Below are 12916 nucleotides of genomic sequence, written 5' to 3'. Positions count from 1 at the left end.
GCTGCGTGTACTTGAATTGGAGGGTGAAGCATCATGGCTCAGCCGACGTTCAACATCTTTGACGCCCTGTCCGTTTGGGGCAAGACACTTCCGACCTGGCAGCATTTCCTGCTGAGCAAATTGGTGGAGGACGTTGAACTGCCCGACGCCGTGCTCGATGATGTTTTCTCTGAGTACCTGATTGACCAAAACCTGGCTGGCCCCGACGCGGCCCGCGTTGCTTGGGACCCGGAACCTCCTCAGTTCCAGCCAGATGCTCCTACAGTGGTCAGTACCTTGACGACGATGACAGGCGTCTCCGGCGTCAACGCGCTGGCCGCCGGTGAAACGCTAAGCTTCGGACCCAAGCTCACGGTGATCTACGGACCCAATGGGGCCGGAAAGTCTGGCTATGCACGGGTGCTGAAATCCGCGTGCTTTACGCGATCGAAGGATATTGGGATCTTGGGCGATGTGAAGCTTGTGAAGAGCAAGCAGCCGAAGCCAACTGCGAAGTTCTCCTTCGACGATGGTTCCGCCGTGAACTTTGTTCATCAGGAACCCTGCCAGCGAATGCGCGATGGCTTCGCGGTCTTCGACTCAACCTGCGTAAGCGTGCATCTGGACGGCCGCAACGCGTTCCAGGTCATGCCGTACCTGTTCGATGTATTTCCGCGCATGGTGGCGGCATTCACCGAACTGCAGACCAAACTCCGAGACCAGATCATGCGGCGCACGCCTGCCGCCGACAAATTCGTCATCCAGAACAGCACATCCGAAGTCGCGACGGCACTCTCTGCCCTCACTGCAAAGACGGATCTGGCTCGACTTCAAGAGCTTGCGGTGTATGGTGACGCCGAAGCTGCCCGGCTCTCTGCGATCGAACAAAAATTGGTCGAGTTGCGCACCACGGACCCGCAGGAGATCATCAAGAGGAACGAACAGCGTATTGCCGACCTGAAGGCCGTCCACGCGTCCATCGGTGCCCTAGCGCAATCGATCCAGCCGTCGCTCGTGCAAGGCATCGCTGAAGCGGCGGCGCGTATAACGGCGCTGGTGGAGCAACGCGCTGCGCTGTCGGCTGCCCGTTTTGGCGGCGAGCCGGTTCAACCTGTCGGAACCCGTGCGTGGCTGGATCTGCTGGCCGCTGCGATCACCTATGGCGAGGAAGCGTATCCAGGCGCCCCATTTCCTCCGCAGACGGACGGTGCGCGCTGCGTGCTATGCCAACAAACTTTGGATGCCGCCAGTGCGGATCGCCTGACCAAGTTCTACCAGACGGCCACCAGCGATGTGGAAGCTCAGCTCGCTGCCACTCGGCGCACGCTGAAATCGCACAGCATCGCTCTGGGCGAGGTAGGACTGTCTTTTTTCGACGAGGAGAGTGCCGCACGGCGCACCGTGGAAGAACTCGATGCGGCACTGACGGCGGCGATTGTCGGGCACGTTGAGGGCTTTCGTACCGTTGTGGGCGTGCTAAGCAATGCAGTGGCGACAGAGATAGGTCCGGCACTGTCGTTGCTCGCGTATGACGCCATCTCGGACCGAGTGTCCGCGCTTGCAGATCGGCTGGATCAAGACAACGTAAAGCTCCGGCAGAGCGATCCTCAGGTGTTGATCGACGCGCTGCTTCTGGAGTTGCAACTGCTCAAGGACCGACAGTGGTTGGCCGGCCAGTACGTTGCCGTGGGAGACGCAGTCGAAGACCTGAAATGGGTGGCAAAAGCGAATGCATGTCTCCGCAGCCTGCCCACCATCCAGCGCGACGTCACAAGCAAGCAGAAGGCCCTGGCCAAGGAACTCGTTGCACAGGGTTTCATCGCTCGATTCACTGAGAACTGCACCGCGCTTCAGCTGACGCTACCGGTGCAATTCAAGTTTGCCGGCGAGGCAGGGACCACGGAACGGAAGATCGAAATTGCCAACGCCGGGATGACCGGAGTCGATCCTTCGCAAGTGCTCAGCGAGGGAGAGCAGACGGCAGCTGCGTTAGCCGACTTTTTGACAGAGGTGGAACTCAACGGCGCTTGCGCAGGGGTAATCTTCGACGATCCAGTAACGTCGATGGATCACGTGCGCAAGGAGGCGATCGCGCAGCGGCTGGTGACCGAAGCCGATCGGAGACAGGTCATCGTCTTCACGCACGACATCTTGTTCACAAACTATCTCGCGACGGCTGCCGAGGAGAAGGGGGTGGCGTTCGCCGGACGCACCGTTTGGCGCGATGATACCAATTCGCCCGGAGTCATCGATCGGCTGGCCTTTCCACACGAACACTATGAAGGGGCTGCGCATGACCGGGCGAAGGGGCACTACGAGTCGTCGCGGACCTTGGTGGGCGACCCTCAGCGGGACGCATTGGAGAAGGCCTGTGGCAGTCTGCGAACCGCCTATGAGGACTTCATCCAGAAGAAGCTGTTCCATAACGTGGTGCGGCGTTGGCGGGAGAACATCCCCTACACGGTGAATCAGGTGTACTTCGACGAAGCGATTGCGGCGCGCGTTCATGATCGAATGGTTGTGCTATCGCGCTACATCGACGCACATTCTCATTCTGAAGACTTCTATGAGATGCCGCTCACAATCGATTCTGTCAAGAGCGAATTGGCCTATTTCGATGCGATCAAGTCGGACTACAAGAAGGCCCGTACGGAATGGGAAAAGACGAGGCCAAAGGCCGGCAGTATCTTCAGTTGAGTCACTTTTGGAAAACGCTTGAACATGTATGACCTGCACCGACTGGGGTGGAACAGCTTCCAGCAGCTTTGCCTCACCATCGCCCGGGAAGTTCTTGGGCAGACGGTGCAGTCATTCTTGGATTCGAACGATGCTGGGCGCGATGGTGCTTTCGCGGGAAGCTGGACCCCGTCATCAAAACAGCACTTCAGCGGTAACTTCGTCATCCAATGCAAATTTTCCAGCAAGCCAGGCAGTTTGCTGACGAAGTCCAGCATCGCGGATGAGATTCCAAAAGTCCGAAAGCTCGTTTCCGACGGACTTTGTGATGTCTACATCCTGATGACGAACGCCGGCGTGTCCGCAAAACAGGAGGCTCAGATCAAATCTGCGCTGAGCGGCGCCGGAGTGAGGGACGTGCTGATATGCGGGTCCACCTGGATCGAGGACCAGATTAGAGAGAACACGCGGCTGCGGATGCTTGTGCCCCGCGTCTATGGCTTGGGCGATCTGAGCCAGATTCTGGACCAGCGCGCCTACGCTCAGGCTCGCGCCGTCCTTGAGTCTTTACGTGATGATCTAGCCAAGGTCGTCATCACGGAGTCCTACCGCAAGGCCGTCAATGCGCTCGACGAGCATGGGTTCGTCTTGCTAATCGGTGAACCGGCTGCAGGCAAGACGACAATCGCCTCGATGCTGGCGATGGCGGCCGCCGACAAATGGAAGTCGTCGGTTCTCAAACTGGCCGACCCGGCCAAAATCGTGGAGCGGTGGAATGTTGACGAACCTTCGCAGTTCTTCTGGATCGATGACGCATTCGGCGTAACGCAATACGAATCACCGCTGGTGCATGGCTGGAACCACTCGTTGGCGCAGGTCAAGACCATGCTGCGCCGAGGTGCCAAGATAGTCATGACGTCCAGAGACTACATCTACAACAGGGCCCGCCACGATCTCAAGGAAAGCGCATTTCCTCTGCTCGGCGAGAGCCAGGTTGTGATCGATGTACATGATCTGTCCGACTTGGAAAAGCAGCAGATTCTTTATAACCACCTCAAGCTGGGCAAGCAGACCACCGAATTCCGAGTCGCCATCCGACCTCACTTGGAGTACATGGCTGCGCATCCGCGCTTCATTCCAGAGACCGCACGACGTATTGCAGACACCTTGTTTACAAAAGATCTCTACCTTGGCAAATACCATTTGGGCGCGTTCGTGGAAAAGCGGGAACAGCTTCTTCTCGAAGTGATCCAGGGACTGGACGCGAGCAGCAAAGCAGCGCTGGGCCTGATCTACATGAGAAAGGACCATCTTGAAAGTCCGATCATGTTGCAAGGCGCCGAGCAAACCGCCATCGAGAGGCTGGGCAGTACGTTGGGAGAGTGTATTCAGGCGCTCGATGCACTTAATGGCAGTCTCGTGACACACATGCATGTGGACGACCAGCCGGTATGGCGATTCAAGCATCCGACGATCGGCGATGCCTACGCCGCGACCCTGGCTTTCAGCCCGGACCTGCTTGGCATCTTTCTCAGCGGCAGTTCCACCGAGAATCTTCTGTCTCAAGTCACATGTGGGAAGGTCGGTGTCGAGAAGGCTGTCATCATTCCCAAGTCGCTGTTTCCGGCGATGATGGAGCGTCTAAGGGACTTCTCGAGCAGCAACCAGTACAAGGTTGAGTGGATGTCATCGTGGGGTGCTCGGTGGACGCTCTATCGGTTTCTCGCCAATCGCTGTTCGAAGGATTTCCTAGCAGCGTATCTTGAGCAATCTCCAGATGTCTTGCAGCGCGTGGCCAAGCCGGGTCTGAGTCTCAGTGCAGTTCCCGAAGTTGATCTTGCCGTGCGCTTGCATGAATTCGGCCTTCTTCCTGAGGAGGCCCGCAAGGCATTCGTCGAGACGGTGAGCACTTATGCCGTCGAGGGCGAAGATCTGTATGCGCTGGATGATCCTAGTGTGCGGAGTGTGTTCCAGGACAGCGAGTTTGACGAACTGGTGGAAGCGGTCAGAACGGATTTGCTTCCCAAGCTGCAGGATGTCCGGATCAATGCGCAGAGCAGTCACCTGTCTTCTGACGCGCCGGATGAACACATGCAGGGAATCCTCGAATCGTTCGGCACCCTCAAGAAGCGGTTTGGCGAAGACGAACAACTGGTCAATCTCATTGACAAAGAAATCGATCTTGTGAACAAGTGGATCTCCGAAACAGAGCCACCGGAGCCGAAGGTGGGTCCGAGAGTTCTCGGAGCCGTGGAGCATTCAGAGGAGAAGCACGGCACGAGAAGTATCTTTGATGATATTGCCGATTGATGATTCTAGGCCCCCAGTCGGATTGAAGGGTATTGTCATCGAGCACCTGAAGCCACGATCGCAAAACTGCGCCGCATGCAGACCGGGCAGCTCGAATTGAGGCCGGAGGATCTGAATACCAACGAAGGCGCCGTCGAAGTGGCGGCCGCTCACGACAAGAGCTTCATCTCCTCATCTGATCTGGCCGGCCTCGCCGGCCTGACAGCGCCTGACACGAAACTGCGATCGGCATCGTTACGCGGCCCACTATGCTGTTTCCGTCCCTGAGCACAGCGGTAGCGCTGCAACTACCATGCCGCCTACCCTGCATGCTCGCCATCAGCACTACGGCTCGCCCAGTACGCACTTAACCAGCGCTCCAGAGAAGATATTTCGTCCGACGTAAGCAGGATGACAAGTGAAGGTGGGATACCCTCGCTCGCCTTGAACTCCCCAATGAACACCGAACTGGTACGCTGTGTGCCCGCCAATCGCTTCACACGAAGCAATTTAACCATCGAGCCCTGTTCCCGTATCAACATCACCGTTCCCCAATCGGCAGCGATATTCCAATCACATTGATTTTCTCCCGTCTGCCGGCGAAGCCGTTGCAATGCCTCAATGCCACGGCGGACCACCTCACCGAGTGGTACGCGCTGCATTCTTGACTCCTCGGTCAACGCATCAAACGTTGACCATGTCATGCTGATATTTCGATGGGCGCAGCGCCCCGTACGCTTCCGATTGACAAGCGAGAACACAAAGTCTCCGTCGTATTGCATGTAGTCGACTGCCTCCTACTCGTAGCCCTCAAGACGAGGCGGAACTCAAACGAATATGGCAACAATGTCTGAAACCGACCGGAGTGTGGAATGCCACTCCCCACTGCGGGCAAACGACTATTGCGCGTGACTCGCTCGTATCTCGACACGACGATCGGGAGATAGACAGCGAATCAATTCCGCACGAATGTGCATCTCGCATGAGGTACCAGGAAGCACCTTGCCATGGCCACGCGCATCGATCGCTGCGGTCACGCCCCGGCTTGTCAGATACCACTTCACGACCTCGGCTCTGCGCTGTGACAAGGCGACGTTGTACTCTTTCGAGCCCAATCGATCCGTGTATCCCGCGACATCAATGTGACGAACGGCCGGCATGGCGATCAGCTTCGCTGCAATCTCATCTAACTCGGCTCGCCCTTCTGGATTGATTGCATCGACATCGCCCTCGTCGAATGCGAACAGAGCATCCGCTGCCAATACGATAGGCTTTTCTTCGACCGGCACCGGCGTCGCTACTACAGGCTGTGGTGGTGCTCCACACTGAAAGGTCATGGCGTCTGTATCATCGATTTTCTGCACCGGATCGCTCAGCCGCTGCTGCTGATCAAGCAGCCGAACCGGCTGATCGCCACACACGCGTTGTGCTTCACGCATACACGCACTCAACGGCTCGAAGAGACCGTGGCACTCGACACGAAAAGCTCGGGATCCGTCGGCAAGATCGACCGCATACGCGTTGAAGGTTGGGCCGGATGCGGATGAACACGCCGCAAGCGTCGAAACAGCCAACGCTACCGACACAAGGGATTTCAGCATAGTCACTCTCCAGGTTCGTGATCGGTGGTAGCCGATTCAAAACCCATACGGGTCGAATTCATCTGTCAGTCCTCAATTACTCGCCCCGGTTATTTCAACTGGTACAACATGCCGGCGCCAACCACCCGCTGCGATCCGCTAAAGCCGCCATCGAGCAATGCCTTCAGGTTTTCAGTAATCCGCATCTGCAAGCTGACGGCCATCGCCTTTTGCCTCTGGAACGTCGATGCCCCCACGCCCGTGCCGAACAGTGCATCCCGGATCGAATTGCGGAATCGAGGCCATCACACCGACCGCCGCAATCCTCTGGCGAGCCATAGCATTGGTCTGTTGCAATTGCGAACCGAGACTATTGATCGGAGATTGCTTCCCGGTGGCGCCATCGCCAATCGTGCGCCCGGCGCACCCACTGCTATCATTTCCACCGACACGTTGACAGTCCGCTGGGTACTACTGGAGCGCCAGTTATCAATCAAAGGACCAGACCAATTTGTTCCGCCCAGGCAGCTGCAATGCCGGTCGCGATATCGCTTTTGCGCACGGGCGACCGCGTTGTTGCCGGTCGCGACCGACGCCGTCCCGCGGCAGTAGCATAGTTCCCAATCACCATCGCATATTAGGCCGACGCCATGCAGAAACCCGCATGGACAAAGATGTTCAAACAACCGAGTCGATTACACAAGTCACATCAACCAAATTTAAGACGATACATATCATCGCAGCCAAGCAACCGAAATCACACCAATCACATCCGACAAATTATATTTCAACCTATCGCATCAACTTCACCTCACCAAATCTAGAATATACCCAAATCCATAAATCGGCTTGAAAACATAACCATTTTCAGGATTAAGATTTAGTTTTGTTCTAACATTCGATATATGAGTATCGACAGTTCGAGACACCGAAACAGGATGCTGCCTCCAAACAATATCCAACAAGTGACCACGAGACACCGAGTTACCCAAGTTTCTAAAAAATAATAAAGCAATATCAAATTCCTTAGGTGTTGTCTCCACACACGCACCATTCGCGAGCAAGATCTTCCTTCGAAGATCAAACTCAAACTCCCTAACGCTTAGCCTGCCTTTCAAATCAACTCCCGCAATGGATCGCGCGAGAGCATTGACGTATGCCGCCAAAACATCACCGGATATCGGCTTAACCAAATACCCATCTGCTCCAGCAGCAAGAATCCGAACGAGATCTTCGTCACGTCCGCGCTTACTCAAAAATATAACGGGTACACGTCCAGGTAGATTTTTATGCGCCCATAGCATGACCTCTTCACCCGAAATATCGGTCACCAACCAATCGAGTATCAGAAGATCGTACGTTTCACGACGGAGTTGACGAATTATCTCGTTCCCCGATGAAAACGTTTGACATACGTGACCAACTCTCACTAGCGCCTCCTTCGCAAAACCACGCGCGACAGGATCAGGCCCGAGTATCGCAATTCTCATAAAAAAGCCACCTTAAATACCTAGAAGGTAAATTCAGATAGAAAAATGGTTATATCAAAGTATTTCCACGACGATCTGTCCGATACGTCTTGCCTGCTCTGAATCCATCGGTATTTCGTCGGCGTATGGCTCCGCTCTGGTGGACACTTCCTACACATTCACTAGCAACAGCACCCACACTCGCAAAGTCCATCTCACTCTCAGGCGTCAGCTCCGATATCCTCGCCCCACAGGCGTAAAGATTCGTCCCCGATACAGCGGTAGAGGGCCTCCGAATTCAGCGCCGAGCACCCTTGATGGTTGAGGGGCAGCGGTGCTTGACGAATCAACCCATGCCGTCCAGCACCGCCTATTTGCCCGTTGCAGAAGCCGGTCAACCGTGTTCAACGGTCAATCGCTACGGCCCGATACCGCCGCGCCTAAATGAAAGGCGGACGACATTACAAAATCTCGACACGCCGATCAGAGCACAAGCTCTTCTTGGTCGGCCATACCGACTGACCGTCCTCGAATTGGAAAGCATGAAACCCGTCCGAACACGGGGCGTGGAATCACACCCTGCGATGCGCTCACCACTGCATCGACGCCCCCATCCCAATCGCAGTACCGCTCCCGCCCAGAGACGCGCCCGCACGCATCTTGATGTTCTCGGTAATCCGTGCCGTGGCGCCAAGCGCGACCGCACTGTAGCCTTGGTATGAACCCACGCCCACACCCACCGATAGCACCTTGTCTTTATCGACGTCGGGAATCATCGTCAGCGCCGTTGCAGCTGCGACGCCCGAATAGGCCTTGCGAGCCGTGTCGTTGATGCCTTGTTGCAGTTGACCTGCCGTCTGATTCAATGCCACATTCAACTGACCCAAATTGACGGCATCGGTCGGCGCGGTACCCGGCGCGACATTTGTAATCTGTCGTTCATGCCCCGGTGCACCCACCGATACCGAATTGTTGCGATCCGCCACGGAGCCAGCACCGAGCGCCAACGAGTTACTCCCCGAGGCCTGTGCGCGGGCACCGAGCGCGACGGAATCGTTACTCGACGCTTTCGCGCCATTTCCCAACGCCGTGCTGCTATTGCCCGAAGCAACTGCACCCGCACCGCCGGCAGTTGATTGCTTCCCGGACGCCCGGGGTGCGGTCGCATCGTCCTGACCGGTCTGAAACATCCCGGCCGAACCCGTTTTGACGCTCGACATATCGCTCTGCAACTGCTGCACGTTGTTTGTCACGTTCGCGACCGAGCCTTGAACGTCCTTCACTTGCTGATTCGTATAGCCGTTGGCGGCCTGCACGGCCCCGTCGAGCTGCCGCAGATTCACCGCATCAGTCGCCTCCTTACCGTCCGCGACATTACTGATCGTGCGCTCCTGACCCGATGCACCGACTGATACCGTGCCAGCCGTATCGTTCTGTGCTCCAGAATATTTGCCGGTATACTTTTCCGCGCCGCGGTCTGCAACGGAGCCAGATCCGAGTGCAACGTCGCCATCCCTCTTGGCGCTCGCATTGTTACCGATCGCAACCGAGGTATCACCGGCCGCAGTCGCACCAGGCCCGATCGCCGCGCTGCCCGCACCGACCGCCTGCGAATCTGGCAGCGAATTGGTGGTGCCACCGTTAGCGTGAAAGTACTTGATGCCACCACCATTCGAGATATTCGCTACCTGCTGTCCGAGGTTCGCTACGTTTTGGTTCGTCTGATAAAGCTGCGCACCATTGACGGCATCCGCGCTCTTTTCGGACAGATCCCCCTGTGCGAGATTCGACAGCTTCGTCCCGCCCGTCTTACCCCCGTCCGTACTCGGCGTGCCGCCCAACGTCACGCTGTTGTAGTTGATTGATCCGTCCGGATTCTTGTCATACTTCACCGCTTGGTCATTCGCCTGCTGCTGCGCTTGCTCCACCTGGTAAAGCTGCGAACCATTAATCGCGTCCGTGCTGCTCGATGAAACATCACCCGTCGCAACGTTCGTGATCTTTTTGCCCGCCATGTTCAAGCCAGATCCTGATAGCGTCGGTCCTCCGTTGTCGATACCGACGCTCGTAAAGGTCGGCGTATCGCTCGTTGCGATCGTGATATCAGCACCGTTCTGCGTAAGCGCGATATTCTTGCCGCCGTTGAACGTGACGGTCGAACCAGGCTGCACCGCCGTCACGGACGACCCGCTCGTGTTACCGCCCGTTGTTACGTTCCATCCCTGATTCAGCGCATTGATCGCATCGCTCAGGTTGGTTTGCTTGCCACCCGCGATGCTGAACGTCGGACCGGTCATCTGACCCGTCGACGGATCGTAAGAGGCACCACCACCGATCACCGCCGCCGCATTGTTGCCAAGCGTCGACACCGTTTGATTGGTCTGATACAGCTGCGAACCATTGACGGCATCCTTGCTGTTCTGCGAGATGTTGCCCGCCGCGAGGTTCGTCATCGTCGTGGGCGAGCCGCCCGGATTCAACGTCACGCTGCTGTAGTTGATCGATCCGTCCGGATTCTTGTCGTACTTCACCGCCTGGTCATTCGCCTGCTGCTGGGCTTGCTCCACCTGGTAAAGCTGCGAACCATTGATCGCATCCGCGCTGCTCGATGAAACCTCACCCGCTGCGACATTCGTGATCTTTTTGCCCGCCATGTTCAAGCCAGATCCTGATAGCGTCGGTCCTCCGTTGTCGATACCGACGCTCGTAAAGGTCGGCGTATCGCTCGTTGCGATCGTGATATCCGCACCGTTCTGCGCAAGCGCGATATTCTTGCCGCCGTTGAACGTGACGGTCGAACCAGGCTGCACCGCCGTCACGGAAGCCCCGCTTGTGTTGCCGCCCGTTGTTACGTTCCACCCCTGATTCAGCGCGTTGATCGCATCGCTCAGGTTGGTTTGCTTGCCACCCGCGATGCTGAACGTCGGACCAGTCATCTGACCCGTCGACGGATCGTAAGAGGCACCACCACCGATCACCGACGCCGCATTGTTGCCAAGCGTCGACACCGTTTGATTGGTCTGATACAGCTGCGAACCATTGACGGCATCCTTGCTGCTCGATGAAACATCACCCGTCGCAACGTTCGTGATCTTTTTGCCCGCCATGTTCAAGCCAGATCCTGATAGCGTCGGTCCTCCGTTGTCGATACCGACGCTCGTAAAGGTCGGCGTATCGCTCGTTGCGATCGTGATATCCGCACCGTTCTGCGCAAGCGCGATATTCTTGCCGCCGTTGAACGTGACGGTCGAACCAGGCTGCACCGCCGTCACGGAAGCCCCGCTTGTGTTGCCGCCCGTTGTTACGTTCCACCCCTGATTCAGCGCGTTGATCGCATCGCTCAGGTTGGTTTGCTTGCCACCCGCGATGCTGAACGTCGGACCAGTCATCTGACCCGTCGACGGATCGTAAGAGGCACCACCACCGATCACCGACGCCGCATTGTTGCCAAGCGTCGACACCGTTTGATTGGTCTGATACAGCTGCGAACCATTGACGGCATCCTTGCTGTTCTGCGAGATGTCGCCCGCAGCAAGGTTCGTCATCGTCGTGAGCGAACCGCCCGGATTCAACGTCACGCTGTTGTAGTTGATTGATCCGTCCGGATTCTTGTCGTACTTCACCGCACTGTTACTCACTGCGGTAAGTTGATTGACGTTGACGGCATCGGTACCCACCGTCCCGCCAGCAACATTCTTGATTTGGCGTTCGGCACCCGCTTGACCGACGGATACCGCCCCATTCACTGGAATGGCATCACCGCTAAAAGCCGCAGGACCTTGTGCATTCGACTCGCCAACACTATTCGAGCCAAGTGCTACGCTGTCGTCAGGCGCGGCCACGGCACCCGCGCCGAGTGCAACGGTCCGTGCCCCACTCGCGCGGGTTTGAGTATTCGGATCGTAGTTCGCGCCCGTCGATATGCCGTCGTTCCCGGCGAGATTTGTGTCGGCCGAACCAATCGCAACCGACCGATATCCCGATGCGAGCGCGGAATCCCCCATTGCGATGCCACTCACACCACTCGCATAGGCGACGTTGCCGATTGCGGTCGAGAAGTCGGCAGTGGCGGCCGACTGGCGTCCAATCGCAATACTGGTGTTGCCGCGGGAAAGCGCCACTACCCCAATTGCGACACTCGAGTTTTGAGTACTCGACGCTCCCACGCCGAGTGCAACACCGCCAACGCTCGCGTTGGCACGATCACCCAGCGCAGTACCCGCGGATGTTGCCTTCGCATTGTTACCCACCGCTGTCGAGCAACCGCTCTGGAGCATATAAGTGCTGCCGCTCGACGGTGGGTTTCCGGGGTTATTCCGATTAACGAAATTTTGACCACACGTCGAGTCGGTGGACGCGGTCCGTCCAGATCCGCCATTGTTCGCCGAGCCCGACACCGTGGTCTGTGCCGTCGCGAGCGAAGCAGTCACCATCCCGACAGTGGCAATAGACGACAGCATGGCGCCGCGCCGACTGCTACGCCCCAGCCTCCCTCTCGCCTTACCATTTTCCTGAACAGCGATCCAAGCACCAAGTGCGTCATTCCAAAGAGAGCGATATATCTTGTTCATATAACGATCACCTACCGTTTCCCGTGAATTAAGTATAAAAATTAGGACTATTGATTTTCATATAAACAAATTCCATAGCGCACACAAAACATTCAATCCACGATCCGATGCATTTTCGCAGCGAAGAATACTAGGTCGCCAAATCACGGTCCACCTTGTGATTTCTGTTTTTGCAAAACTTCGCGACGAATAACACGATAAATACAATCGCACACTCAAACTAACTACTCAAAAAAATCAATCTTGACAATTTCTGAAATTTAACTACGCACGCGAATTAATTATTTTATTTAGACATGCAATACGCCATACAAAATTAGATCGACTTCGCAGGCTCGACCAATAACCCCTA

6 protein-coding genes and 1 pseudogene are annotated in these 12916 nt (G+C 56.5%); 2 read left to right on the top strand and 5 right to left on the bottom strand.

The window, feature by feature from the left end; translation table 11 throughout:
- The first annotated feature begins 33 nt into the window (after nt 1–33).
- Both BCEP18194_RS00360 and BCEP18194_RS00355 read left to right on the top strand, forming a co-directional pair.
- Nucleotides 34–2676, top strand: coding sequence for an AAA family ATPase (locus tag BCEP18194_RS00360; protein ID WP_011349289.1), 2643 nt, complete (start codon nt 34–36; stop codon nt 2674–2676).
- Nucleotides 2677–2700: 24 nt separating this feature from the next.
- Entirely contained in the window at nt 2701–4965 is a 2265-nt protein-coding gene (locus BCEP18194_RS00355) for a hypothetical protein (RefSeq protein WP_011349288.1), read from the top strand.
- A gap of 299 nt (nt 4966–5264) precedes the next feature.
- Here BCEP18194_RS00355 and BCEP18194_RS40940 read toward each other — a convergent pair whose 3' ends face one another.
- The 5 genes and pseudogenes from BCEP18194_RS40940 to BCEP18194_RS00350 form a co-directional block, all read right to left on the bottom strand.
- The gene (locus BCEP18194_RS40940; RefSeq protein WP_157687078.1) at nt 5265–5726 is read right to left on the bottom strand and encodes a hypothetical protein; all 462 of its coding nucleotides are present in this window, start codon (nt 5724–5726) and stop codon (nt 5265–5267) included.
- A 117-nt stretch (nt 5727–5843) separates the two neighbouring features.
- The gene (locus BCEP18194_RS39010) at nt 5844–6545 is read right to left on the bottom strand and encodes an OmpA family protein (protein WP_081436514.1); all 702 of its coding nucleotides are present in this window, start codon (nt 6543–6545) and stop codon (nt 5844–5846) included.
- An 89-nt stretch (nt 6546–6634) separates the two neighbouring features.
- Nucleotides 6635–6911: pseudogene (locus BCEP18194_RS42410) on the bottom strand (YadA-like family protein); the annotation flags it as partial.
- Between the two features lie 419 nt (nt 6912–7330).
- Nucleotides 7331–8014 (bottom strand): response regulator transcription factor, encoded by a 684-nt coding sequence (locus BCEP18194_RS39000; RefSeq protein ID WP_011349286.1) that lies wholly within the window; start codon nt 8012–8014, stop codon nt 7331–7333.
- 569 nt (nt 8015–8583) lie between these two features.
- Entirely contained in the window at nt 8584–12564 is a 3981-nt protein-coding gene (locus tag BCEP18194_RS00350) for a YadA-like family protein (protein ID WP_011349285.1), read from the bottom strand.
- Nucleotides 12565–12916 lie beyond the last annotated feature (352 nt).

Source organism: Burkholderia lata (assembly GCF_000012945.1).
Taxonomy (GTDB): domain Bacteria; phylum Pseudomonadota; class Gammaproteobacteria; order Burkholderiales; family Burkholderiaceae; genus Burkholderia; species Burkholderia lata.
This window is presented reverse-complemented; position numbering and strand designations above follow the sequence as displayed.

Bases quoted from the DNA above. Each gene is read 5' to 3' on its own strand.
- BCEP18194_RS39010 (WP_081436514.1), bottom strand. From the start codon at position 6,545: ATGCTGAAATCCCTTGTGTCGGTAGCGTTGGCTGTTTCGACGCTTGCG.
- BCEP18194_RS39000 (WP_011349286.1), bottom strand. From the start codon at position 8,014: ATGAGAATTGCGATACTCGGGCCTGATCCTGTCGCGCGTGGTTTTGCG.
- BCEP18194_RS00360 (WP_011349289.1), top strand. From the start codon at position 34: ATGGCTCAGCCGACGTTCAACATCTTTGACGCCCTGTCCGTTTGGGGC.
- BCEP18194_RS00355 (WP_011349288.1), top strand. From the start codon at position 2,701: ATGTATGACCTGCACCGACTGGGGTGGAACAGCTTCCAGCAGCTTTGC.
- BCEP18194_RS40940 (WP_157687078.1), bottom strand. From the start codon at position 5,726: ATGCAATACGACGGAGACTTTGTGTTCTCGCTTGTCAATCGGAAGCGT.
- BCEP18194_RS00350 (WP_011349285.1), bottom strand. From the start codon at position 12,564: ATGAACAAGATATATCGCTCTCTTTGGAATGACGCACTTGGTGCTTGG.